22 protein-coding genes are annotated in these 24,443 nt (G+C 60.7%); 16 read left to right on the forward strand and 6 right to left on the reverse strand.

The window, feature by feature from the left end; translation table 11 throughout:
• Positions 1-26: 26 nt before the first annotated feature.
• The 4 genes from rsmA to ACO6VD_RS23505 are packed head-to-tail and all read right to left on the reverse strand — an operon-like array spanning position 27 to position 5,965.
• A complete protein-coding gene (rsmA, locus tag ACO6VD_RS23490; RefSeq protein ID WP_422422367.1) occupies positions 27-833 on the reverse strand; it encodes a 16S rRNA (adenine(1518)-N(6)/adenine(1519)-N(6))-dimethyltransferase RsmA in 807 nt (268 codons plus the stop codon).
• Entirely contained in the window at positions 830-1,819 is a 990-nt protein-coding gene (pdxA, locus tag ACO6VD_RS23495) for a 4-hydroxythreonine-4-phosphate dehydrogenase PdxA (protein ID WP_422422368.1), read from the reverse strand. The genes rsmA and pdxA overlap by 4 nt, the downstream gene beginning before the upstream one ends.
• Positions 1,816-3,135 (reverse strand): peptidylprolyl isomerase SurA, encoded by a 1,320-nt coding sequence (gene surA / locus ACO6VD_RS23500; protein ID WP_422422369.1) that lies wholly within the window; start codon positions 3,133-3,135, stop codon positions 1,816-1,818. The genes pdxA and surA overlap by 4 nt, the downstream gene beginning before the upstream one ends.
• Positions 3,116-5,965, reverse strand: coding sequence for an LPS-assembly protein LptD (locus tag ACO6VD_RS23505; protein WP_422422370.1), 2,850 nt, complete (start codon positions 5,963-5,965; stop codon positions 3,116-3,118). The genes surA and ACO6VD_RS23505 overlap by 20 nt, the downstream gene beginning before the upstream one ends.
• Before the next feature lie 130 nt (positions 5,966-6,095).
• Here ACO6VD_RS23505 and ACO6VD_RS23510 point away from each other — a divergent pair, with 130 nt between their 5' ends.
• Genes ACO6VD_RS23510 through ACO6VD_RS23520 form a run of 3 tightly spaced genes read left to right on the forward strand, consistent with a single transcriptional unit; the run spans position 6,096 to position 8,554 of the window.
• Entirely contained in the window at positions 6,096-7,121 is a 1,026-nt protein-coding gene (locus ACO6VD_RS23510) for an aminoglycoside phosphotransferase family protein (RefSeq protein ID WP_422422371.1), read from the forward strand.
• Positions 7,118-7,789, forward strand: coding sequence for an N-acetylmuramate alpha-1-phosphate uridylyltransferase MurU (murU, locus tag ACO6VD_RS23515; protein ID WP_422422372.1), 672 nt, complete (start codon positions 7,118-7,120; stop codon positions 7,787-7,789). The genes ACO6VD_RS23510 and murU overlap by 4 nt, the downstream gene beginning before the upstream one ends.
• Positions 7,790-8,554 carry a TerB family tellurite resistance protein gene (locus ACO6VD_RS23520; RefSeq protein WP_422422373.1) on the forward strand — a complete coding sequence of 255 codons (765 nt, stop codon included), beginning with the start codon at positions 7,790-7,792 and terminating at the stop codon, positions 8,552-8,554.
• Here ACO6VD_RS23520 and ACO6VD_RS23525 read toward each other — a convergent pair.
• Complete coding sequence (locus ACO6VD_RS23525) at positions 8,551-9,555, reverse strand: alpha/beta hydrolase family protein (RefSeq protein WP_422422374.1); 1,005 nt, start codon at positions 9,553-9,555, stop codon at positions 8,551-8,553. The genes ACO6VD_RS23520 and ACO6VD_RS23525 overlap by 4 nt on opposite strands.
• 94 nt (positions 9,556-9,649) lie before the next feature.
• On the opposite strand from ACO6VD_RS23525, the gene ACO6VD_RS23530 reads away from it, so the two are divergent.
• From ACO6VD_RS23530 to ACO6VD_RS23590, 13 genes are all read left to right on the forward strand, one after another.
• A complete protein-coding gene (locus ACO6VD_RS23530) occupies positions 9,650-12,040 on the forward strand; it encodes a PAS domain-containing sensor histidine kinase (protein WP_422422375.1) in 2,391 nt (796 codons plus the stop codon).
• Positions 12,041-12,047: 7 nt separating this feature from the next.
• A complete protein-coding gene (locus ACO6VD_RS23535) occupies positions 12,048-12,680 on the forward strand; it encodes a response regulator transcription factor (protein ID WP_342625580.1) in 633 nt (210 codons plus the stop codon).
• A gap of 201 nt (positions 12,681-12,881) precedes the next feature.
• On the forward strand, positions 12,882-14,006 hold the full coding sequence (locus ACO6VD_RS23540; protein WP_422422376.1) for an ABC transporter ATP-binding protein: 1,125 nt from the start codon (positions 12,882-12,884) through the stop codon (positions 14,004-14,006).
• 40 nt (positions 14,007-14,046) lie between these two features.
• The gene (locus ACO6VD_RS23545; protein WP_422422377.1) at positions 14,047-15,081 is read left to right on the forward strand and encodes an ABC transporter substrate-binding protein; all 1,035 of its coding nucleotides are present in this window, start codon (positions 14,047-14,049) and stop codon (positions 15,079-15,081) included.
• A 64-nt stretch (positions 15,082-15,145) separates the two neighbouring features.
• Complete coding sequence (locus ACO6VD_RS23550) at positions 15,146-16,393, forward strand: ABC transporter permease (RefSeq protein ID WP_422422378.1); 1,248 nt, start codon at positions 15,146-15,148, stop codon at positions 16,391-16,393.
• 11 nt (positions 16,394-16,404) lie between these two features.
• Positions 16,405-17,232 carry an ABC transporter permease gene (locus tag ACO6VD_RS23555; protein WP_400171001.1) on the forward strand — a complete coding sequence of 276 codons (828 nt, stop codon included), beginning with the start codon at positions 16,405-16,407 and terminating at the stop codon, positions 17,230-17,232.
• A 147-nt stretch (positions 17,233-17,379) separates the two neighbouring features.
• Positions 17,380-18,054, forward strand: a complete 675-nt coding sequence (gene rpe / locus ACO6VD_RS23560) for a ribulose-phosphate 3-epimerase (RefSeq protein ID WP_157190950.1) — start codon at positions 17,380-17,382, stop codon at positions 18,052-18,054.
• Positions 18,051-18,869, forward strand: coding sequence for a phosphoglycolate phosphatase (locus ACO6VD_RS23565; RefSeq protein ID WP_422422379.1), 819 nt, complete (start codon positions 18,051-18,053; stop codon positions 18,867-18,869). The genes rpe and ACO6VD_RS23565 overlap by 4 nt, the downstream gene beginning before the upstream one ends.
• Before the next feature lie 68 nt (positions 18,870-18,937).
• On the forward strand, positions 18,938-20,419 hold the full coding sequence (trpE, locus tag ACO6VD_RS23570) for an anthranilate synthase component I (RefSeq protein WP_422422380.1): 1,482 nt from the start codon (positions 18,938-18,940) through the stop codon (positions 20,417-20,419).
• 53 nt (positions 20,420-20,472) lie between these two features.
• Positions 20,473-21,066, forward strand: a complete 594-nt coding sequence (locus tag ACO6VD_RS23575; RefSeq protein ID WP_400170998.1) for an aminodeoxychorismate/anthranilate synthase component II — start codon at positions 20,473-20,475, stop codon at positions 21,064-21,066.
• Between the two features lie 9 nt (positions 21,067-21,075).
• Positions 21,076-22,125 (forward strand): anthranilate phosphoribosyltransferase, encoded by a 1,050-nt coding sequence (gene trpD / locus ACO6VD_RS23580; protein ID WP_422422381.1) that lies wholly within the window; start codon positions 21,076-21,078, stop codon positions 22,123-22,125.
• A complete protein-coding gene (gene trpC, locus ACO6VD_RS23585; RefSeq protein WP_422422382.1) occupies positions 22,122-22,958 on the forward strand; it encodes an indole-3-glycerol phosphate synthase TrpC in 837 nt (278 codons plus the stop codon). Before trpD ends, trpC begins: the two co-directional genes overlap by 4 nt.
• A gap of 53 nt (positions 22,959-23,011) precedes the next feature.
• Entirely contained in the window at positions 23,012-23,716 is a 705-nt protein-coding gene (locus ACO6VD_RS23590) for a lipoate--protein ligase family protein (protein ID WP_422422383.1), read from the forward strand.
• On the opposite strand, the gene crp is transcribed toward ACO6VD_RS23590, so the two are convergent.
• Positions 23,713-24,357 carry a cAMP-activated global transcriptional regulator CRP gene (gene crp / locus ACO6VD_RS23595; RefSeq protein WP_422422384.1) on the reverse strand — a complete coding sequence of 215 codons (645 nt, stop codon included), beginning with the start codon at positions 24,355-24,357 and terminating at the stop codon, positions 23,713-23,715. The two genes, ACO6VD_RS23590 and crp, sit on opposite strands and share 4 nt — an antisense overlap.
• Positions 24,358-24,443 lie beyond the last annotated feature (86 nt).

Raw genomic sequence — 24,443 nt, forward strand, 5'->3', positions numbered from 1 at the left:
CGGGCATGACTGACCGATGCAGCAGCTTAGTGACTGCCTTGTTGCTCGGCCAGCTTGTCAGCGAGGCGGACAAAGGCGGCCAGGTCCAGTTGTTCCGGGCGCAAGCTGCCATCAACACCAGCGGCTTCGATGGCGTCGCTGCTGAGCAGGGCCTTGAGGGTGTTGCGCAGGGTCTTGCGGCGCTGGTTGAAGGCTTCGCGAACGATGCGCTCAAGCAGGCGGTGATCCTTGGCCGGGTGCGGCAGGGTCTCGTGCGGGACCAGACGAACGATGGCCGAGTCGACCTTGGGCGGCGGGTTGAATGCGCCAGGGCCGACGTTGAACAGGTGTTCGACCCGGCAGTGGTACTGCACCATGATCGACAGACGACCCCAGTCACCGCCGCCAGGGCCGGCGGCCAGGCGCTCGACCACTTCCTTCTGCAACATGAAGTGCATGTCGCGGATCAGCTCGGCATTGGCCAGCAGGTGGAAGATCAGCGGTGTGGAGATGTTGTACGGCAGGTTGCCGACCACACGTAGGCTGTTCGGCGCTGCGCCCAGGCTGGTGAAGTCGAACTTCAGCGCGTCGCCCTGGTGCAGGCGGAAGTTGTCGCGGCCAGCGAATTGCTGGTTGAGGATCGGCACCAGGTCCTTGTCCAGCTCGACCACGTCAAGCTGGGCGCCGCTGTTCAGCAGGCCTTCGGTCAGGGCACCCTGGCCCGGGCCGATTTCCAGCATACGGTCGCCCGCCTTGGCGTGGATCGAGCGCAGGATGCGGTCGATAACGCCAGCGTCGTGCAGGAAATTCTGGCCGAAGCGCTTGCGCGCCCGGTGTTGGTATTGCTCACTCATCGTCGGGTCTCGGCCATCTGGTAGGCGGTTTCCAGGGCGACTTGCAGGCTGCCGGTGTCGATCTTGCCGCTGCCGGCCAGATCCAGGGCGGTGCCGTGGTCGACCGACGTGCGGATGATCGGCAGGCCCAGGGTCACATTCACTGCGGCGCCAAAGCCCTTGTACTTGAGTACGGGCAAGCCCTGGTCGTGGTACATCGCCAGCACTGCGTCACAGTGCTCCAGATATTTTGGGGTAAACAGGGTATCGGCAGGCAGGGGGCCACGCAGGTCCATGCCTTCGCTGCGCAAGCGCGCCAATGTGGGTTCAATGGTGTCGATTTCTTCATGGCCCAGGTGGCCACCTTCGCCGGCGTGCGGGTTCAGGCCGCAGACCAGGATGCGCGGATTGGCGATGCCAAATTTTTGCTGCAGGTCGGCATGCAGGATGCGCGTGACCCGTTCCAGGCGTTCCGGGGTAATGGCGTCGGCGACATCGCGCAAGGGCAGGTGAGTGGTCACCAGGGCTACACGCAGGCCACGAGTGGCCAGCATCATGACCACCTGTGCGGTGCTGGTAAGGTCAGCGAGGAACTCGGTGTGGCCGGAAAAGGCGATACCGCTCTCGTTGATCACGCCCTTGTGTACGGGCGCGGTGATCATTCCGGCAAAATGTCCGTCCAGGCAGCCCTGGCCAGCGCGGGTCAGCGTGTCCAGCACAAAAGCGGCATTGGCTTTGTCCAGCTGACCAGCCACCACCGGGTTCTGCAGCGGCGTATCCCAGACATACAGGCTGCCGGCTGGAGCAGGCTGGTCGGGAAAGGCAGCGGGCGTCACTGGCAACAGGCTGACAGCCACGCCCAGTTGCGTGGCCCGCTCGGCGAGCAGGTCACGGCTGGTGATGGCAATCAGGGGGTGAGGCTGGGCTTGCGCGGCAAGCAGCAGGCACAGGTCAGGGCCTATGCCGGCCGGCTCGCCGGGTGTGAGGGCGAAGCGCTGAAGTTTCACTGGGAGGCCTGATCGGCGCCAGGAAGCTTGATTTCAACGTAGGCTTCGTCACGGATCTGACGCAGCCAGGTTTGCAGCTCTTCATCGTACTTGCGGTTACGCAGTACGTTCATCGCTTGTTGCTCGCGAGCCTGTTCGGTGCTGTCCGTGGCGCGACGGCCAAGGACTTCCAGAACGTGCCAGCCGTACTGGGTCTTGAACGGCTTGGTCACCTGGCCTTGCTGGGCAGCGGCCATTTCCTCGCGGAACTCGGGCACCAGTGCGTTCGGGTCGATCCAGTTCAGGTCGCCGCCGTTGAGGGCAGAACCCGGGTCTTCGGAGAAGCTCTTCGCCAGCTGGGCGAAGTCTTCGCCGTTCTGGATGCGCTCGTAGAGTTTTTCCGCCAGCGCCTTGGTGGCCTCTTCGCTGCGAATCTCGCTTGGCTTGATCAGGATGTGACGGACATGTACTTCGTCACGCATGGTGGCTCCGCCGCCGCCACGTTTTTCCTGCATCTTGATGATGATGAAACCGGTTGGAATACGCAGCGGTTGAGTCACTTCGCCGACGCTCAGACCACTGAGCAACTTGGCGAAGTCAGGCGGCAGTTGACCGGCTTTACGCCAGCCCATGTCGCCGCCTTCCAGGGCGTTTTCGCTGGCGGAGTTGGCGATTGCCATCTGGCCGAAGTCTGCGCCGCTCTTCAGGCGTGTGTACACCTCGCCGGCCTTCTGGGCCGCCGCCTGGATTTGCGCCGAGTTGGCGCTTTCCGGCGTCGGGATCAGGATGTTGGCCAGTCGCCATTCTTCCGACAGTTGCATCTGGCCCTGGTCCGAGGCGAGGAAGTTCTTCACTTCCTGCTCCGAGACCTGGATACGCTCAGCCACACGGCGCTGACGTACGCGGCTGATGATCATCTCGCGACGCACCTGCTCACGGGCATCCTCATAGGACAGACCGTCATGGGCCAGAGCTGCGCGGAACTGCTCAAGGCTCATCCCGTTGCGCTGGGCAATGGTACCGATGGCCTGGTTCAGTTCCTCATCAGTGATGCGAATGCCGGAACGATCGCCGATCTGCAGTTGCAGATTCTCGACGATCAGGCGTTCGAGCACCTGCTGATCGAGCACGCCAGCGGGTGGCACGGAGCCGCCACGCTTGGCGATGGTCTGCTGGACTTCACGCACGCGGCTGTCCAGTTGGCTCTTCATCACCACGTCGTTGTCAACGATGGCCACAACGCTGTCCAGGGTTTGCACGGCGGCATGCGCCGTGCCGGTCAGCAATACAGCGCCCAGCAACAGCGGGCGCAGACAATCAGTAAGCTTGGTCTTCACGTGTACGATAACCTTGAATGCCCTGGTCGAGGAAAGACTCGACCTTGTTGCCCACTACGCCGCCGAGGCCTTTCAGCACAATCTGCAGGAAGACGCCGTGGTCGCCTTTTTCGTTTTGCGGAGTTGCCTGGCTGAAATCGTCGTAATCAATCCAGTAACGGTTGATCAGGCGCAGTTTCCAGCAGCAGTTGTCGTACTCGAAGCCACCAAAGGCTTCCAGGGTACGATTGCGGTTGTAGTCGTGCTGCCAGCGAGCGATCGCGGTCCACTGTGGAACGATCGGCCACATGACCGAGAAGTCATGTTGCTGGATCTTGTAGTAATCCTTGACGTAGTTTTCGCTGCCTGGGGTCCCGTAGTCGCCGCCGCCTACTTGCCATTGGCCGGTAGTACTGTTGTAGGAGACCGTGTCATTACGGTAGCGGTAACCAAGGTTCACGACCTTGTTCACGTTGTCTTCAGGCTGGTAGTGGAACATCGCGCTGCCCGAGCGGGTGCTGCGGCTGTCCGGGTCCCAGTTGAAGTCGGAGTTGAAGCGCCAGTCGCGATTGAAGCGGTAGGCGTACTCAAGTGCGTAAGGCGATACATCCGACTGGGCGTCATCGCGGGTTTTCCAGTCGATACCTGGAAGCTGGACTTTGCGGTCTTTGAAGTACAGTGCCTGGCCAATGCTGAAGGTTTGACGCTCGAAGCCGTTTTCTTCGATCCAGCGGTTGGTCACGCCCAGCGACAGCTTGTTCTCGTCGCCAATCCGGTCAACACCAGAGAAGCGGTTATCTCGGAACAGCGAACTGTAATTGAATGTGCTCTCGCTAGAGTCGAAGATTGGAATGTCCTTCTGGTCTTCATAAGGCACATACAGGTAATACAGGCGTGGTTCCAGGGTCTGGCGATAGTTTTTGCCGAACCACTGGGTGTTGCGGTCGAAATACAGGCCGCTGTCTACGCTGAAAATTGGCACATTGCGGTTTTGGGTGCCTTTGAAGTCACCCTGTAGATCAACAAACTCAGGGCTTGCGGTCGCCAGGTCGTTCTTGCCTTTACTGTCCAGGTCAAGATCGTAATGAGTGGTCATGTACTTGATTGACGGCGTTATGTAGCCGTAGGTCGCGGAAAGCGGCAGGCTGATTTTAGGCGCTGCATTTAACCGGGTGCCGTTTGCACGGGCCAGACCGAAAACGTTTTCGTCAAGCCTTCTGCCACCAATGACATTGCCGTCCGCATCTTGCACGACACCAGCAGAAGTATCGGGCTCGCCATCCTCGTTGAACACAAGATCGTTTTTCAGATCACGATCAAACCGGACAGCTTCCGTTTCGTAACTGAGGTCCAGGCCGCCCGGATGAAATGGCAGCATCCCGGTAAGGGTCAGCTGCGGCAACTTGTCATACGGAGTGATCTGCGAAATGGTTGCCAGCTCATAAGCCTGCACGTTCAAGCGCGCGGTGTAGCTGTCGCCACGCCAGGTCAATGCACCTTGCTGGTTGATGAAATCCTTGCTCTCGACACCAATCTGATCCGATTCCAGATCCTGGAAGTAGAACGGGTCGCTGATATCGGTGTAATCGACTTCAGTCATCAGGCGCTCATCAAGACCGCCCTTGTGCTGCCAGTTGACCATCCAGCGCTTTTCTTCGTAGTCCGTCTGCAGCTTGCGTTCATCTTCCTTGTCATTCAGGTAGGCGCCGCCGAACTGACCTTCGCTGGACTTGGTCAGGTAGCGGAACTCGCCTTCCATCAACAGGCCGCGTTTGGCCATGTAGCGTGGATACAAGGTGGCGTCGTAGTTTGGCGCCAGGTTGAAGTAGTACGGCGTGACCAGCATGAAACCGGTGTCGCTGCTGGTGCTGAACGACGGCGGCAGGAAGCCGGACTGGCGACGGTCGTCGATCGGGAAGTAGATATAAGGTGTGTAGAACACCGGAATATCCTTGACCCGCAGGGTGACGTTGGTCGCGGTGCCGAAGCCGGTGGCCGGATTCAAGGTGATGTTGTTGCCCTTGAGCTGCCAGGCGTTGCTGTTCGGCTCACAGGTGGTGTAAGTACCATCCTTGAGGCGAATAACGGCGTTTTCGGCACGCTTGGCGTACAGCGCGTTACCGCGGATACGCGACTTGTGCATCACGTATTCGGCGTTGTCGACCTTGGCTTCACCAGTGTCGAGCTGGATGTCGGCATGATCGCCGACCACCAGCGAACCGTTGTCACGGATCTTGACGTTGCCGCTGAGTTCGCCGCGATTCTCGGCCTGGTACAGGTTGGCCTCGTCGGCTTCGACCTGCATGCTGCCCTGGCGCATGACCACGTCACCGGCGAGGGTGGCGATCTGCTGCTCCTGCTGGTAGCGGGAAACCTTGGCACCGATGAAGGTCGGAGCTTCATCCTTCGGCGTGGTGTCATCCATGCCCGGACGGGTCGGCTCGATATAGGCGCCGGCACAGTACGGCCCGGTTTCGGCGAGCTGGGCTGGGGTCAGCTGATCACGCGGGACCCAGTCCAGGTGGCTGTAGTCAGCACTGCGGGACTTGAGGACACGGCCTTTGCTTTCGGTAACGAGCATCGGTGCCTTGCCGGTTTCAGCAACGGTTTCGCCGGCCTCACCGCTGGCTTCGCCAGTCGAGCTGGCAGCAGCACCCGGGTGCACCGGGCGTGGCGGCAGTGCGGCGGCGTTGGTCTTGGGCTTGCAGTCCCAGCCTCCGGCAGCGGACACTTGGCAGTCGAATTGCTCTGCGGCGACCACGTACGAGGTGGCCAGAGGTTGCAGCGCCAGCAGACCGCCGGTGACCAGCAACGGGAATTTTTTACGAAACGCGGGGGATTTCAATGCCATCTTATTAGTCCGGGCTTCCTGCGTGCCATCTGCCCGCGTGTGGGGCCGCACGCCTCTCGATGGTCTGAAAAAGATGCTGGATAATAAAGCATGACCCGCTTGACGGCTAGCGCCGTCGGAGACCCTTGTAATGCCTGATCAAGATGTACGCCTGCAACACCTCACTGTCTGGCTCGAAGAACAACTGGCGAATCTGTTTAAGACGCAGGGCTGGGGCGCTGTTCCGAGCGGCAGCCTGACTGCTGCCAGTAGCGACGCCAGCTTCCGCCGCTATTTCCGCTGGCAGGCTGAAGGCCGCAGTTTTGTGGTAATGGATGCTCCGCCACCGCAGGAAAACTGCCGTCCTTTTGTCGAAATCGATCATTTGTTGGCCACTGCCAAGGTGAATGTACCGGTCATTCATGCACAGGATCTGGAGCGCGGATTCCTGCTGCTCAGCGACCTGGGCACCCAGACGTACCTCGATGTGATCAATGCCGACAATGCCGACGGCTTGTTCAATGACGCCATCGAAGCCCTGCTGGCTTTCCAGCAGTTGCCGATGGACGCGTCGTTGCCGAACTACGATGTTGCCCTGCTGCGCCGCGAGCTTGAGCTGTTTCCCGAGTGGTATGTGGGCCGCGAGCTGGGACTGGGCTTCACCGACGCGCAACTCGCCGCCTGGCAGCGTATCAGCGGCCTGCTGATCGACAGCGCCCTGGCCCAGCCGAAAGTGCTGGTGCACCGCGACTATATGCCACGCAACCTGATGGACAGCGATCCCAATCCGGGTGTCCTGGATTTCCAGGATGCGGTGTACGGCCCAGTCAGCTACGACATTACCTGTCTGTTCAAGGATGCTTTCCTGAGTTGGCCGCAAGCGCGGGTAGAGCACTGGCTGAAAGATTACTGGCAGCGAGCCCGGGCCAAAGGCATCCCTGTGCAGGCTGACTTTGCAGACTTTCACCGTGCCAGCGACCTGATGGGCGTTCAGCGCCACCTCAAAGTCATTGGTATTTTTGCGCGGATTTGCCACCGGGATGGCAAACCTCGCTACCTGACCGACGTACCGCGCTTCTTTGCCTATATAGACGAAGTGATTGCCCGGCGGCCGGAGTTGGCCGAGCTCGATGATTTGATCGAGAGCCTGCAGGCTTCAGCGGGAGCGCGCCCATGAAGGCGATGATTCTGGCTGCAGGCAAAGGCGAGCGGATGCGTCCGCTGACCTTGCACACCCCAAAGCCACTGTTGCCGGTGGCGGGTGTGCCATTGATCGAGTATCACCTGCGCGCCTTGGTGGCAGCGGGCTTCAAAGAAGTGGTGATCAACCATGCCTGGCTTGGTGCACAGATCGAAGCTCATCTGGGCAATGGTGCCGGTTGGGGCTTGAGCATCAGCTATTCCCCGGAGGGTGAGCCGCTGGAGACCGGAGGCGGGATCTTCAAGGCGTTGCCGTTGCTGGGTAATGAGCCTTTTGTACTGGTCAACGGTGACGTCTGGACTGATTACGACTTCAGTCGTTTGCCGCAAAAGCCGGTCGGTCTTGCCCATCTGGTGTTGGTTGATAACCCCGGCCATCACGGCAAAGGCGACTTCTGCCTGCAGCAGGGGCGGGTCAGTGACGGCAATGAGGGAGCTGCCACCCTGACTTACAGCGGTATCGCTGTCATCGACCCAGCGCTGTTCGACGGCTGTACGGCGGGCGCCTTCAAGTTGGCCCCACTGCTACGCGAAGCCATGGCATCGGAGCGGGTCACGGGTGAGCATTACCGCGGCCATTGGGTGGATGTCGGCACGCAGGAACGTCTGGCTGAAGTCGAACAATTGATCAAAGGACGCCGCTAAATGTTGTGGCCGAGCACAGTGATTGGTGCCGGGGCCGGCTTCGCCATTGCCAGCATTCCCGGGGCATTGCTGGGGGCGTTGCTGGGTCAGGCGATGGACCGCCGTCTGCAGTTGCACAGTTGGGCGCATGTGCGCGAGCGCCTGGGTGGACGTCCGGTGTTGCGAGACGATGAGGTGCTGTTCGTTCTGCTTGGCCGCCTGGCCAAGTGTGACGGGCGGGTAGTCGACGGGCACATTCAGCAGGCGCGTCAGGAGATGCAGCGCCTGGAAATGAGTGAGCCGGCGCGGCGCCGGGCGATTGCGGCGTTCAACCGTGGCAAGAGTGGCAAAGACCGCCTGGGCGCCTACCTGCGTCGCTTGAAGCAACAGCCCCATGCGGCTGAAGGGATGCTGCGTGCTTGCTGGCGCATGGCCTGGGCTGATGGCCGGGCAGGTCGCCACGAGCGCGAGCTGTTGCTTGACTGGGGCCAGCAGTTGGGGTGGTCGGCGCCCAAGGTCCAGGCATTGGCGCTGGAGTACGAACCGCAGCGGGCTGCGCTCTCAAGTACCAGTCTCGGTTACCAGGATGCCCTGCGCTTGCTCGGCGTAGAGGCCCACGCCGAGCCGGGCCAGATCAAACAGGCTTATCGGCGGCTGGTCAGCCGCCACCATCCGGACAAACTGGTCGGTAGTGGTGCCAGTCCGTCCCAGGTGCGTGAAGCGACTGACCGCACCCGTGAACTGCACCAAGCCTATGCGATCATTCGCCAGCGTCGTGGTTTTTAGTTGTTTGTTTCCGGGCTGAGCCAGCCTCGGATGCGCCGAAACAATTGCTCTTGTTCCGCCGTGCTGTTGCCGGGCATGGCGGTCAAGCCCACCTGACGATAGTTGTTACCCTTGAGTCGTTTGCTGGCTTGCAAGCGTTGCTCGGCAGCGCGTCGGGCTTGCGCCTGGTTGGTGTAGAAAAAATCAGCCGTGGGGACTTTCAGTGTGGGCGCCAGGGCGTCCAGGCTCTGTTCGGCCTGCGCCGGTGCCTGCGCGGCAACCATCACCAGCTTTTGCACCTGTGCCGGTTGCCGTTCACTGAGGTAGCGAGCAGCCCAGTAGGCGCCGCTGCCATTGCCCAGCAAAACGATACTGCGGGCATTGTGTTGCTGGGCATAAGCCACTGCTGCATCCAGGCGGGCGAAAATGCGTTCGGCATCAGCCTTGTCATCGTCAACTGGAGGCTGGGCCTGGGCTGCGTTTTCACTGGCTTCACCCTCGACCGCCGTGGCTTGCTCGACACTGGCATTGGCGTTGTCAGGCGTGTCCTTGGCAGGTGCGCTCTGGCCTTGTGCCACTGGCTGGCTCGGGGTTGGCGCGGTTTCGACGCGCGCTCGTGGGCTATCAGCCAGCAGATCGGGCAGGCTCAGGCTCAGGCTATGCCAGCCTGCGTCTGGAAACTTGCGGCGCAACGGGCCGACCGTCTTCGGCCAGTCCGCCGTTTCGCCTGCGCCGGCGAGGATGATCAGTGCACCCTCGGGCTCGCTGGTGTTGGCAGGCTTCCAGAGGGCGAGGAACTCGTCGCTGCCGGCTTGCAGCATTTGTCGTTCGGCTTGAGGAACTTGCCGCTCCAGCGCCAGCGCATCTTCCTGGCTGCGCTCCATCAGCGGTTGGCGCTGGACGGCTGCCGGCGGAGCGTCGGTTGCTGCTTCTGGTGTTTCACCTGTGGCCGCTTGTGCGCTACAAGGTAGTATCAATGACAGGCAAAACGCAGGAAGCGCCGTGCGATAAAGTGCGAACATGGAGTGGTCCATACCAGAATAGTACCGGCAGCCTAATAGTATTTGTCCGGGACGGCCATGCTCGGTGGCCATCCATTCTTTGATGAGCGATTAGATGAAGTCAGTGCGCTGCCTGTTGGTTATCGGCTGTTTCTGCTGGTCCTTGATCGTTTGGGCGAGCCCTTCAACCACGCCTTTTGCTGTAAATCTGGAGCCTGCACAACAGCAGTGGCTGGAGCAGCATCGTAGTCTGCGGGTCGGGCTGGTGTTACAGGCGCCGTTTGCCCAGTTTGATCGCCGCTTGCAGCAGCTCTACGGGGTCAATGTCGAACTGATGAACTGGTTGGGCCGCTCGCTGGGGCTAGATCTGACCTGGCGTAACTTCCCTGATCAGGCTGCTCTTGAGCGGGCGCTGGTGGCGGGCGAAGTCGATCTGGCTCCCGGCCTGACCCAGACACCGGCGGGTCTGCGCTTGTGGCTGTTCAGTGACCCCTATATGCGTGTACCCCAGTTGATCGTAGGTCCACGCAGTGGGGCGGTGGCAGTGGACCTTGAAAAGCTCACTGGCAATGAGCGGGTGGCGGTGCGCATGCCCAGCGCAGTGGCGGACTATCTGCGCGCTACGTATTCGAACCTCAATTTGCAAGGCGTTCCCCGGGAGCGCCAGGCTTTGCAGTTGGTGCTCAGTGAACAAGCCCGTTACGCGGTGGTGGATGAAGCGCAGTTAAGCCAACTGTCGCGAGAAAACGAGTTCAGCGACCTGGCCGTCGTCGGTGACATTGGTCTTCCCCAGTTGCTTCGTGTCGCCTCGCGGCGCGACTGGCCGCAGTTGGCGGACATTCTTGAACGCGGTCTACAGGCCATTCCGGCCAAGGACCTGGAACAGTTGCATCAGCGCTGGCTGGAACCCAAGTATCCGCGCTTGAGCGAGTCGCCGGGATTCTGGCAGAACCTGGGTTTACTGCTTGCCGCTTTGTTGTTCAGCAGTATGGCCATCGTCATCTGGCAGCGACGCCAGTTGCGTCAGCTGGAGCACAACCTGCTGAGTGCCCGGGAGACCATCAACCAGCGTCAGGCGCGGGAAGAGGCCTTGCGTCTGAGTCAGTTCTCCATCGACCAGAGCACGGTGGGTATTCTCTGGGTCAACTGGGACAGTCATGTGCGTTATGCCAACCGGGCTGCCGAAGGTATGCTCGGGTACCCTGCCGGTGCGGTAATCGATCGGCCGCTGATCGATTTTGAACCCGGTCTGCATATGGACCGCTGGCTTGAGCTGTGGAAAAGCGCCCGGGCCAGCAACGATGTTGCCCAGCATTTTGAAACCCAGTGTCTGCGCGCCGACGGCAGCCTGCTACCGGTGGATGTGTCGCTGAGCTTTCTGCGCTTTCGCGATGCCGAGTACCTAGTGGTCTTTCTCACCGATGTAACCGAGCGTCGTCGGGCCCTGGCGGCCTTGCGTGAAAGCGAAGCCAGGCTCAAGGGGATTGCCGGCAACGTTCCGGGCCTGGTGTTCCGCCTTGAGCGCAACCCGGCTGCAGGCGAACTGGAGTTTCCCTATATCAGCGAAGGCAGCGAGGCATTGGTCGGTTATAGCCCAGCCACCTTGCAACACCCGGACATGGGCTTGCGCAACCTGGTTCACCCGGATGACCGGGCCGACTACCACAAGGTTCAGGACCTGGCCCTGGCCACCGACCGCGACTGGTCCTGGCAGGGGCGCATCCTCACGCGTGATGGCGAGCAGCGCTGGGCTGATATCAAGGCCAGTACCCGTAGCCTGGGTGATGGCCGCGTGGTGTGGGACGGGGTGGTCTGGGACATTACCCAAAGCAAACGAGCCGAGCTTGAGCTGGCGCGCTCCCAGGAGCAACTGCGTGATCTTTCCGCGCACCTGGAAAGTGTTCGTGAAGAAGAGAAAGCCCGTATAGCCCGGGAAGTACATGACGAACTGGGGCAGATGTTGACCGTGCTCAAACTGGAAACGTCCATGTGCGAGCTGGCCTATGCCGATCTCGATCCTGGCCTCAACGAGCGTCTGGCCAGCATGAAACGCCTGATTGCCCAGCTCTTCCAGCTGGTTCGCGATGTCGCCACAGCGCTGCGCCCGCCTATTCTGGATGCGGGTATTGCCTCGGCAATCGAGTGGCAGGCGCGGCGATTTGAGGCACGCACGCAGATTCCATGCCTGGTTCAGGTGCCGGAAAACCTGCCGCCGTTGAGCGATGCCAAGGCCATTGGCCTGTTCCGCATCCTGCAGGAGGCGTTGACCAATGTCATGCGTCATGCCCAGGCGCATACTGTTCAGATCAGCTTGAGTCTGGACGGTCGTACCTTGCGTTTGACTGTGATTGACGACGGTATCGGCTTTGCGCTGGATGAAAGCCGCCCGGCCTCCTTTGGCCTGGTCGGGATGCGTGAACGCGTACTGATGTTGGGTGGAAAAATGACCCTGGAGAGCGAACCTGGCGAGGGCACCAGCCTGAGCGTGGGAATTCCCCTGAAATAGGAGCGGTATTGTGATTCGAGTTCTGGTTGCCGAAGACCACACCATCGTCCGCGAAGGCATAAAGCAGTTGATTGGCCTGGCCAAGGATATGCAGGTGGCGGGGGAGGCCGGTAACGGCGAGCAACTACTGGAGACCCTGCGTCATACCGACTGCGAAGTGGTGTTGCTGGATATCTCAATGCCAGGGGTCAACGGGCTTGAGGCGATTCCGCGGATCCGTGCCCTGAACAACCCGCCGGCGATCCTGGTGCTGTCGATGCATGACGAAGCACAGATGGCCGCGCGGGCGCTGAAGGTCGGTGCTGCCGGCTACGCGACCAAGGACAGCGATCCGGCCTTGTTGTTGACGGCCATTCGGCGGGTAGCTGGCGGCGGTCGTTACATTGATCCGGACCTGGCTGACCGCATGGTTTTCGAGGTTGGATTGACTGATGCCCGGCCCCTGCATTCTCTGCTGTCGGAGCGCGAGTTTTCGGTGTTCGAACGTTTGGCCCAAGGGGCCAATGTCAATGACATTGCCCAGCAGCTGGCGCTGAGCAACAAGACCATCAGCACCCACAAAGCGCGTTTGATGCAGAAGCTCAATGTGAACTCACTGGCGGAGCTGGTGAAGTACGCCATGGAGCACAAATTGCTCTGAATGTTCTGTTTGCGACATCGCGGGGCTGTGGAAGCGGGCTTGCCCCGCGATGTCATACCCGTAAACGCCATCCTTGTAGGGCAATCCCTACCCCAAGCCTTCCATCCTGCTGATACCAATCTCTCTCCACCCCCGATTTGCGCCGCCTCGCCCCTTCACTAGGCTGTCAGCACGGCAGTCATCCAATAAGAAGGTACGGGTATGAGTGAGGTGAATTCGAGCGCTGCAGCCGGCGAAGTGCTGGTCAGCTTCCGCGGTGTGCAGAAGAGCTATGACGGCGAAACGTTGATCGTCAAAGACCTCAATCTGGATATTCGCAAAGGCGAGTTCCTGACCTTGCTCGGCCCCTCCGGCTCCGGCAAGACCACCAGCCTGATGATGCTGGCAGGCTTCGAGACCCCGACAGCCGGCGAGATCCAGCTGGCCGGGCGCTCGATCAACAACGTGCCACCGCACAAGCGCGACATCGGCATGGTATTCCAGAACTACGCCCTGTTCCCGCACATGACCGTGGCCGAGAACCTGGCCTTTCCCTTGAGTGTGCGCAACCTGAGCAAGACCGACATCAGCGAGCGGGTCAAACGCGTGTTGAACATGGTCCAGCTCGATGCGTTCGCCAAACGCTACCCCGGTCAACTGTCTGGTGGCCAGCAACAGCGTGTGGCCCTGGCCCGGGCGCTGGTGTTCGAGCCGCAGCTGGTGCTGATGGATGAACCGCTCGGCGCGCTCGACAAGCAACTGCGTGAACACATGCAGATGGAGATCAAGCACCTGCATCAGCGTCTGGGTGTCACTGTGGTGTATGTGACCCATGACCAGGGCGAAGCGCTGACCATGTCTGATCGCGTGGCGGTATTCCACCAGGGCGAGATCCAGCAGATCGCCGACCCGCGCACCCTTTATGAAGAGCCGAAGAACACCTTCGTCGCCAACTTCATCGGTGAAAACAACCGTATCAATGGCCGCCTGATCAGTCAGGACGGTGAGCGTTGCCTGGTGCAACTGGCCCGCGGTGAGAAGGTCGAGGCATTGGCAGTCAATGTCGGCCAGAGCGGTGAACCGGTCACGCTTTCGATTCGCCCCGAGCGCGTACGCCTGAACGGTCACAGCGAAAGTTGCGTTAACCGTTTCTCTGGCCGGGTAGCCGAATTCATCTACCTGGGCGACCACGTACGGGTCCGCCTGGAAGTCTGCGGCAAGGCCGATTTCTTCGTGAAGCAGCCGATTGCCGAACTCGACCCGGCCTTGGCCGTGGGCGATGTGGTACCGCTTGGCTGGGAAGTGGAGCACGCCCGCGCGCTTGATCCGATCCAGGAAGCCAACTGAAGGTTTGCTTCACCAACCCTGTACTGTGGAGAGAATAATAATGCTAAAGCACTTGAAGTTGACCGCGCTGACCCTGGGGCTGTTTGCGGCGGGCCAGGCCATGGCGGCGGCCGACCTGACCGTGATCTCGTTCGGTGGCGCCAACAAGGCAGCCCAGACCAAAGCGTTCTACGAGCCATGGGAAAAGGCCGGCAACGGCAAGATCGTTGCGGGTGAATACAACGGTGAAATGGCCAAGGTCAAAGCCATGGTCGACACCAAGAGCGTGTCCTGGAACCTGGTTGAAGTCGAGTCGCCAGAGCTGGCGCGCGGCTGTGACGAAGGCATGTTCGAGGAGCTCGATCCGGCGCTGTTCGGCGACGAGGCTGACTATGTTCCAGGTGCCATCCAGCCGTGCGGCGTGGGCTTCTTCGTGTGGTCCACGGTGATGGCCTACAACGCCGACAAACTGAAAACCGCACCGACCAGCTGGGCCGATTTCTGGGACACCAAGCAGTTCCCGGGCAAGCGTGGCCTGCGCAAAGGCGCCAAGTACACCCTGGAATTCGCCCTGATGGCCGACGGTGTTGCGCCGAAAGATGTCTACAAGGTACTCGGCACCAAGGAAGGCCAGGACCGCGCCTTCAAGAAACTCGACGAACTCAAGCCAAGCATCCAGTGGTGGGAAGCCGGCGCTCAGCCGCCACAGTACCTGGCCTCGGGTGACGTGGTGATGAGCTCGGCCTACAACGGCCGGATCGCCGCAGTGCAGAAAGAAAGCAACCTGAAGGTGGTGTGGAACGGCGGTATCTACGACTTCGACGCCTGGGCCATTCCGAAAGGCGCGAAGAATGCTGAAGACGCCAAGAAGTTCATCGCTTACTCAGTCCAACCTGAGCAGCAGAAGACCTACTCGGAAAACATCGCCTACGGTCCGGCCAATTCCAAAGCGGTGAGCCTGCTCTCCGACGAAATCAAGAAAGACATGCCGACCACCCCGGAAAACATCGCCAACCAGGTGCAGATTGACGTCGCCTTCTGGGCTGACAACAGCGAGCAGCTGGAGCAACGCTTCAACGCCTGGGCTGCCAAGTAAGGTCGGCTGATGGAGCGTCGGTGTGTGGCCGACGCTCCCTGTTCTCAAGATTTCGGAGTTCGCTATGGCCATCGCAGTGCCCCTCAATGAAGGCGCCGGTTCCACCCTCAAGCAGCGTCTGGCGCGTGCCGAGCGGGTCAACCGCTGGAAGGCGCAAGCCCTGATCGCGCCGCTGGCGCTGTTCCTGCTGCTGGTTTTCCTGGTGCCGATTGCCGCGCTGCTCTACAAGAGCGTCGGCAACCCGGAAGTGGTCACCGGCTTGCCGCAGACCGTTACTGCGGTAGCGCAGTGGGACGGTAAGGGGCTGCCAGGTGAGCCGGTGTACAAGGCACTGAGCGAAGACCTCGGCCAGGCGCGCAAGAACCAGACCCTGGGTGACACCTCCAAGCGTCTGAACATGGAGCTGGCCGGCTATCGCAGCCTGCTGGCAAAAACCGCCCGAGCCTTGCCGTTCAAGACCGAGCCGGCTTCCTATAAAGAAGCACTGCAGGAACTGGACGAGCGCTGGGGCGATCCGGCCTACTGGCAGGCGATCCGCCGTAACACCAGTAGCGTCACACCGTTTTACCTGTTGGCGGCCCTGGACCATCGTATTGATGACCTCGGCGAGCTGGCCAAGGCCACCCCGGACCAGTCCATTTACCTGGATATCTTTACCCGGACCCTGTGGATGGGCTTCGTCATCACCGCCATCTGCCTGGTGCTGGCCTACCCGCTGGCGTACCTCCTGGCCAACTTGCCAACCCGGCAGAGCAACCTGCTGATGATCCTGGTGCTGCTGCCGTTCTGGACGTCGATCCTGGTTCGGGTTGCCGCCTGGATCGTGCTGCTGCAATCGGGCGGCTTGATCAACAGTGCACTGATGGCCCTGGGCATCATCGACAAGCCGCTGGAGCTGGTGTTCAACCGCACCGGTGTGTACATCTCCATGGTGCACATTCTGTTGCCGTTCATGATCCTGCCGATCTATAGCGTGATGAAGGGCATCTCGCCCACCTACATGCGTGCAGCCATCTCGCTGGGCTGCCACCCATTCACCAGCTTCTGGCGGGTGTACTTCCCGCAGACCTATGCAGGTGTAGGGGCGGGCTGTCTGCTGGTGTTCATCCTGGCCATCGGCTACTACATCACCCCGGCGCTGCTCGGCAGCCCGAACGATCAGATGGTTAGCTACTTCGTGGCGTTCTACACCAACACCAGCATCAACTGGGGCATGGCTACAGCATTGGGCGGCTTGCTGCTGCTCGCTACCGTGATTTTGTACCTGATCTATAGCTGGCTGGTCGGCGCCAGCCGCCTGCGTCTGAGCTGAGGAGCGTTGTCATGCTGAGCCCTTACATGTCACCCGTCGAACGGGTCTGGTTCTACAGCTTGCGCATCCTCTGCGGGCTGATCCTGTTGTTCCTGGTGTTGCCGGTGCTGGTGATCATTCCACTGTCGTTCAACTCCGGCAGCTTCCTGGTCTACCCGCTACAAGGTTTTTCGCTGCAGTGGTATCACGACTTCTTCGCCTCAGCGGAGTGGATGCGAGCGTTGAAGAACAGCATTATCGTCGCCCCGGCGGCGACCGTGCTGGCGATGATCTTCGGTACCCTGGCCTCGATCGGCCTGACCCGCGGCGATTTCCCGGGCAAGTCGCTGATCATGGCCCTGGTAATTTCGCCGATGGTGGTGCCTGTGGTGATCATCGGTGTGGCCAGCTACCTGTTCTTCGCCCCGCTGGGCATGGGTAACAGCTTCATTTCGCTGATCCTGGTGCATGCGGTGCTGGGTGTGCCGTTCGTCATCATCACCGTGTCGGCAACCCTGCAGGGCTTCAACCACAACCTGGTGCGTGCGGCGGCCAGCCTTGGCGCCTCGCCACTGACCGCCTTCCGCCGGGTGACCTTGCCGCTGATTGCCCCCGGGGTGATTTCCGGCGCGCTGTTTGCCTTCGCCACCTCGTTCGACGAAGTGGTGGTGACCCTGTTCCTTGCCGGCCCTGAACAGGCAACCCTGCCTCGGCAGATGTTCAGCGGTATCCGCGAGAACCTCAGCCCGACCATTGCCGCGGCGGCGACCCTGCTGATCGCGTTCTCGGTCCTCTTGTTGCTGACCTTGGAATGGCTACGTGGGCGTAGTGAAAAACTGCGGACTCAGCAGCCGGGTTGAATTTATCGCGGGGCAAGCCCGCTCCCACCGGGGGGGGGGGGGGGGGGGGTTTTCCCCCGGTGGGCTGAACTTTTTGTCACGGTCAGCCGGTGACCGTTTCCCTGAGGTACAATGCGCGCCACCGTGATTCTGCCCTACAGGTGCGCCATGCAGCCCTACGCTATTGCCCCCTCGATTCTTTCTGCCGATTTCGCTCGCCTGGGTGAGGAAGTCGACAATGTGCTGGCCGCTGGTGCCGACATCGTCCACTTCGACGTAATGGACAACCACTACGTACCGAACCTGACCATCGGCCCTATGGTCTGCACCGCATTGCGCAAATACGGCATCACCGCGCCGATCGATGTGCACCTGATGGTCAGCCCGGTCGACCGCATCATCGGCGACTTCATCGACGCTGGCGCCAGCTACATTACCTTCCATCCGGAAGCCACCCTGCACATCGATCGTTCACTACAGTTGATTCGTGACGGTGGTTGCAAGGCCGGCCTGGTGTTCAACCCGGCAACCCCGCTCGACACCCTCAAGTACGTGATGGACAAGGTCGACATGATCCTGTTGATGAGCGTCAACCCAGGCTTTGGTGGTCAGAAGTTCATTCCCGGCACCCTCGACAAGCTGCGCGAAGCCCGCGCACTGATCGATGCCAGCGGTCGCGATATCCGTCTGGAAATCGACGGTGGGGTGAATGTGAACAACATTCGTGAGATCGCTGCCGCAGGTGCCGACACCTTCGTTGCCGGTTCGGCGATCTTCAACACCCCGAACTACCAGGAGGTCATTGCCAAGATGCATGCCGAACTGGCCCTGGCTCGTCCATGAGTGGCTTCGAGCAGCTGTTCCCCGGGGCGTTGCCCAGGCTGGTGATGTTCGATCTGGACGGTACCCTGATCGATTCTGTCCCTGACCTGGCCGCAGCGGTGGATCACATGCTGCTCGAAATGGGGCGCAAGCCCGCAGGGCTGGAGGCGGTGCGCCACTGGGTCGGCAACGGTGCCCCGGTGCTGGTGCGCCGGGCCCTGGCCGGAGGCCTGGACCACGCCGGCGTCGATGAAGACGAGGCGCAGAAGGGCCTTGAGTTGTTCATGCAGGCCTATGCGGATAACCACCAACTGACCGTGGTTTACCCCGGTGTGCGTGACACCCTCAAGTGGCTGCACAAGCAGGGCGTGGAAATGGCCCTGATCACCAACAAGCCGGAGCGCTTTGTCGCGCCGTTGCTTGACCAGATGAAGATTGGCCGCTATTTCCGCTGGATCATCGGTGGCGACACCCTGCCGCAGAAAAAACCTGATCCGGCGGCATTGTTGTTCGTCATGAAAATGGCCGGCGTGGCGGCTGAAGAAGCGCTGTTCGTCGGTGATTCGCGCAGTGACGTGCTGGCCGCCAAGGCTGCCGGGGTCAAGTGCGTGGGCCTGACCTATGGTTACAACCATGGGCGGCCGATCAGTGATGAAGCACCGTGCCTGGTCATCGATGACCTGCGTGCGCTGTTGCCCGGTTGCTTAGATGCGGCCACTGGGATAACGTTGGCTGACGTTAATTCCCCCAAAGATCGAGATTCCATCGTGGCGGTTACCAGCAAACTCTGGATGAAAGTCATCAAGGCCCTGGCCCGTTGGCGTTGGCGCGCCTGACTGTTCTCTGCCGGCCGTTGCCGGCCCGTTTGCCTGTCTGACCATTTGCTGTTTGCCACGAGGCTATCATGACCCGCGAAGAATTCCTGCGCCTGGCCGCTGCCGGCTACAACCGTATTCCCCTGGCCTGCGAGACGCTGGCCGACTTCGACACGCCGCTGTCGATCTACCTGAAACTGGCCGACCAACCCAACTCCTACCTGCTCGAATCGGTGCAGGGCGGTGAGAAGTGGGGGCGCTACTCGATCATTGGCTTGCCGTGCCGCACCGTGCTGCGCGTACATGACCATCAGGTGCGGATCACCCATGACGGCGACGAGATCGAGCGTCACGACGTAGAAGACCCGCTGGCCTTCGTCGAGTCCTTCAAAGAACGCTACAACGTACCGACCATTGCCGGTCTGCCGCGCTTCAACGGTGGTCTGGTTGGCTACTTCGGCTACGACTGCGTGCGCTATGTCGAGAAACGCCTGGGCAAGTGTCCGAACCCGGATCCGCTGGGTGTACCGGACATCCTGCTGATGGTGTCGGACGCCGTGGTGGTGTTCGACAACCTGGCGGGCAAGATGCACGCCATCGTGCTGGTCGATCCCGCTCAGGAACAGGCATACGAAAACGGCCTGGCACGCCTGGAAGGCCTGCTCGAACAACTGCGTCAGCCGATTACACCACGTCGTGGCCTGGAACTGGGTGGCCCGCAAGCCGCCGAACCAACCTTCCGCTCCAGCTTCACCCAGAGCGACTACGAACGTGCGGTCGATACCATCAAGGAGTACATCCTGGCCGGTGACTGCATGCAGGTGGTGCCGTCGCAGCGAATGTCGATCGACTTCAAGGCAGCGCCAATCGACCTGTACCGGGCGCTGCGTTGCTTTAACCCGACACCGTACATGTACTTCTTCAATTTCGGTGACTTCCACGTGGTGGGCAGTTCGCCAGAAGTGCTGGTGCGGGTCGAAGATAATCTGGTCACCGTGCGCCCGATCGCCGGCACCCGCCCGCGTGGCGCGACGGAAGAAGCGGACCGGGCGCTGGAAGAAGACCTGCTGTCGGACGACAAGGAAATTGCCGAGCACCTGATGCTCATCGACCTGGGTCGTAACGACGCCGGTCGTGTGTCGGCAACCGGTACGGTCAAGGTCACCGAGAAAATGGTGATCGAGCGCTATTCCAACGTCATGCACATCGTTTCCAACGTTACCGGTGAACTGAAAGAAGGCCTGAGCGCCATGGATGCGCTACGCGCCATCCTGCCCGCTGGTACCTTGTCCGGGGCGCCGAAGATCCGTGCCATGGAAATCATCGACGAGCTTGAACCGGTCAAACGCGGCGTCTACGGGGGAGCGGTCGGTTACTTTGCCTGGAACGGCAACATGGACACGGCCATCGCGATTCGCACGGCGGTCATCAAGGATGGCGAACTGCACGTACAGGCCGGTGGCGGCATCGTCGCCGACTCGGTGCCTGCACTGGAATGGGAAGAAACCATCAACAAACGCCGGGCGATGTTCCGGGCGGTGGCGCTGGCTGAACAAACGCCGCGCAGCTGATCGAACTCCACGCCTGTCCACCCGGCGACATTGATTTTAGAGGTTGAACCCAGATGCTACTGATGATCGACAACTATGACTCTTTCACCTACAACGTCGTGCAATACCTCGGCGAGTTGGGTGCAGAGGTCAAGGTCATTCGCAACGACGAGCTGACCATCGCCCAGATCGAAGCCCTGAACCCCGAGCGCATCGTGGTTTCCCCAGGCCCGTGCACCCCGACCGAGGCCGGGGTTTCCATCGAAGCCATCCTGCATTTTGCCGGCAAGCTGCCGATTCTCGGCGTCTGCCTGGGCCACCAGTCCATTGGTCAGGCCTTCGGTGGCGACGTGGTGCGTGCGCGCCAGGTCATGCACGGCAAGACCAGCCCGGTGTTCCACAAAGACCTGGGCGTGTTCGCCGGTCTGAACAACCCGCTGACCGTAACCCGCTACCACTCGCTGGTGGTCAAGCGCGAAACCTTGCCCGAGTGCCTGGAACTGACCGCCTGGACTGCGCTGGAGGACGGCTCGGTAGACGAAATCATGGGCTTGCGCCACAAAACGCTGAACATCGAAGGGGTGCAGTTCCACCCCGAGTCGATCCTTACCGAGCAGGGCCACGAGCTGTTCGCCAACTTCCTCAAACAGACCGGCGGCCGCCGCTAAGGATCGATCATGGATATCAAGAGCGCGCTCAGCCGCATCGTCGGCCACCTGGACTTGAGCACCGAAGAAATGCGCGATGTGATGCGCGAAATCATGACTGGCCAATGCAGTGAAGCGCAGATCGGCGCCTTCATGATGGGCATGCGCATGAAAAGCGAGAGCATCGACGAAATTGTCGGTGCGGTGTCGGTGATGCGCGAGCTGGCCGACAAAGTTGAGCTCAACACCCTCGATCAAGTGGTCGATGTCGTTGGTACCGGTGGTGATGGCGCCAACATCTTCAACGTTTCCACCGCTTCGGCCTTCGTCGTTGCTGCGGCCGGCTGCACCGTGGCCAAACATGGCAACCGTGCCGTCTCAGGCAAGAGCGGCAGCGCTGATCTGCTGGAAGCTGCCGGTATCTATCTGAACCTGACACCCGTTCAGGTTGCGCGCTGCATCGACAGTGTCGGTATCGGCTTCATGTTTGCCCAGACCCACCACAAGGCGATGAAGTACGCCGCTGGCCCGCGTCGTGACCTGGGCCTGCGCACCTTGTTCAACATGCTTGGCCCGCTTACGAATCCGGCCGGTGTGAAGCACCAGGTGGTCGGTGTATTCACCCAGGCCTTGTGCCGGCCGCTGGCCGAAGTGTTGCAGCGCCTGGGCAGCAAACATGTGCTGGTGGTGCACTCCAAAGACGGTCTGGACGAGTTCAGCCTGGCTGCACCGACCTTTGTCGCCGAACTCAAGAATGACCAGATCACCGAGTACTGGGTCGAACCCGAAGACCTCGGCATGAAGAGCCAGAGCCTGCATGGCCTGGCGGTCGAGAGTCCGGCCAAATCCCTGGAGCTGATTCGCGATGCCTTGGGGCGCCGCAAGACTGAAAATGGCCAGAAGGCTGCGGAAATGATCGTGCTCAACGCCGGTGCCGCACTTTATGCTGCCGACCATGCCATGACCCTCAAGCAAGGTGTCGAGCTTGCCCACGACGCACTGCACACCGGCCTTGCCCGGGAAAAACTCGAAGAGCTGGGCGCTTTCACCGCGGTATTCAAGCTGGAGAATGAAGGATGAGTGTACCGACAGTTCTGGAAAACATTCTGGCGCGCAAGGTCCAGGAAGTTGCCGAGCGCAGCGCCCGGGTCAGCCTTGCCGAGCTTGAGCGCCTGGCTGCCACTGCCAATGCGCCACGCGGTTTTGCCAAGGCGCTGATCGAACAGGCCAAGCGCAAGCAGCCTGCAGTGATTGCCGAGATCAAGAAGGCTTCGCCGAGCAAGGGCGTGATCCGTGAAAACTTCGTACCGGCCGAAATCGCCGTCAGCTACGAAAAGGGTGGGGCGACCTGCCTGTCGGTATTGACCGACGTCGACTACTTCCAGGGTGCCGATGTCTACCTGCAGCAGGCCCGCGCGGCGTGCCAACTGCCGGTAATCCGCAAGGACTTCATGATCGATCCTTATCAGATCGTTGAAGCCCGCGCCTTGGGCGCCGACTGCGTATTGTTGATTGTCTCGGCGCTGGACGATGTGAAGATGGCCGAGCTGGCTGCCACGGCGAAAAGTGTAGGCCTGGACGTGCTGGTCGAAGTGCACGACGGCGATGAGCTGGAGCGGGCGCTGAAAACCCTCGATACCCCGCTGGTCGGCGTTAACAACCGCAACCTGCATACCTTCGAAGTCAGCCTGGAAACCACGCTCGATTTGTTGCCGCGTATTCCTCGCGACCGTCTGGCTATCACCGAGAGCGGTATCCTCAACCGCGCGGATGTCGAGCTGATGGAAATCAACGAGGTTTACTCGTTCCTGGTCGGTGAAGCGTTCATGCGCGCCGAGCACCCGGGGCTGGAGCTGCAGCGCCTGTTTTTCCCTGAGCGAGCGGTGCAGAATCTGGTGCCAGGACTGGACTGATTCAACTCTGAAGCCGGCATTGCCGGCTTTTTTGTATCTTCAAGGTTATTGCGATGACTGATCAATTAGTGGATGTGACTGTCGAGGCCGGCTTGCATGCCGAGCAGGATCTGCTGGCTGCGGTGTGCAAGGGTGAGCAGGAATATGGCCTGTTGTTCTGGCGCCCAACCGACCGCGCGCTGGTCATGCCGCGACGTATGAGCCGCCTGGAAGGCTTCGAAGCGGCCTGTGCGGAGCTGGCGATTGCCGGGTGGCCGGTTTTGTTGCGTGAGACAGGGGGCGAGCCGGTGCCGCAATCGCCAGCGGTGATCAATATCGCCCTGGTCTATGTGGCACCGCGCAGCGAAGGCGACCATGGACGCATCGAAAACGCCTACGAGCGGTTGTGTCTGCCTTTGTGCGATGTATTGCGCGAATGGGGCGGGCTGGCCTCGGTGGGTGAAATTGAAGGAGCGTTCTGTGATGGGCGCTACAACGTCAACCTGAATGGCCGCAAACTGGTGGGTACCGCTCAGCGCTGGCGTCAGGGCCTGGGCGGCAAACGTCCGGTGGTGCTGGTGCATGGCGCCCTGTTGCTGGACAACGAGCGCGAGTCGATGGTGGCGGCGGTCAACCGTTTCAACGAATGCTGCGAGCTGGAGCAGCGCTGCCTGGCCGACAGCCATATCGCCTTGCATGAAGTGATGCCCGAGGCGCCGCTGCTCGAACGCCTCGGTCAGGCCTATGCCGAAGTGATCAAAGGCATCGCTCGCGACTAGCGGGTGCCGAAAACCACCATGGTTTTGCCCTTGACGTGAACCAGGCTGCGCTCCTCAAGATCCTTGAGGACGCGCCCGACCATCTCCCGCGAACAGCCAACGATACGACCAATCTCCTGACGGGTGATCTTGATCTGCATACCGTCGGGGTGGGTCATGGCATCCGGTTGCTTGCACAGCTCCAGCAAGCAGCGGGCAACGCGTCCGGTGACATCGAAAAATGCCAGGTCGCCGACCTTGCGGGTGGTGTTGCGTAACCGCTGGGCCATCTGACTGCCCAAGGCATAGAGAATGTCCGGGTCCTGGCGTGCCAGTTCGCGGAATTTCTCGTAGCTGATTTCTGCCACTTCACATTCGCTCTTTGCCCGTACCCAGGCGCTACGCGTTTGCTCCTGCCCGGTAGGCTCGAACAGTCCTAGCTCACCGAAAAAGTCCCCGCTGTTGAGGTAGGCAATGATCATCTCATGACCATCGTCGTCCTCGATCAGGATCGTCACCGAACCTTTGACGATGAACGACAGTGTATCGGCCTTGTCGCCGGCACAGATGATATTGCTCTTGGCCGCAAAGCGGCGCCGCTGGCAATGCGCGAGTAGCTTGTCGATGTTCTTGATCTTGGCTGGAAGGGCTGAGGCAACCATGGCTGAATCCCGGTAAGAGGCAACGCTTGTACACTTTTATAGATAGTCTGGCGAAAGGTGCCAGTGATTTGGCGTCAGCTTATCAG

This window comes from Pseudomonas sp. GZD-222, assembly GCF_049310525.1.
In the GTDB taxonomy this organism is placed as follows: domain Bacteria; phylum Pseudomonadota; class Gammaproteobacteria; order Pseudomonadales; family Pseudomonadaceae; genus Aquipseudomonas.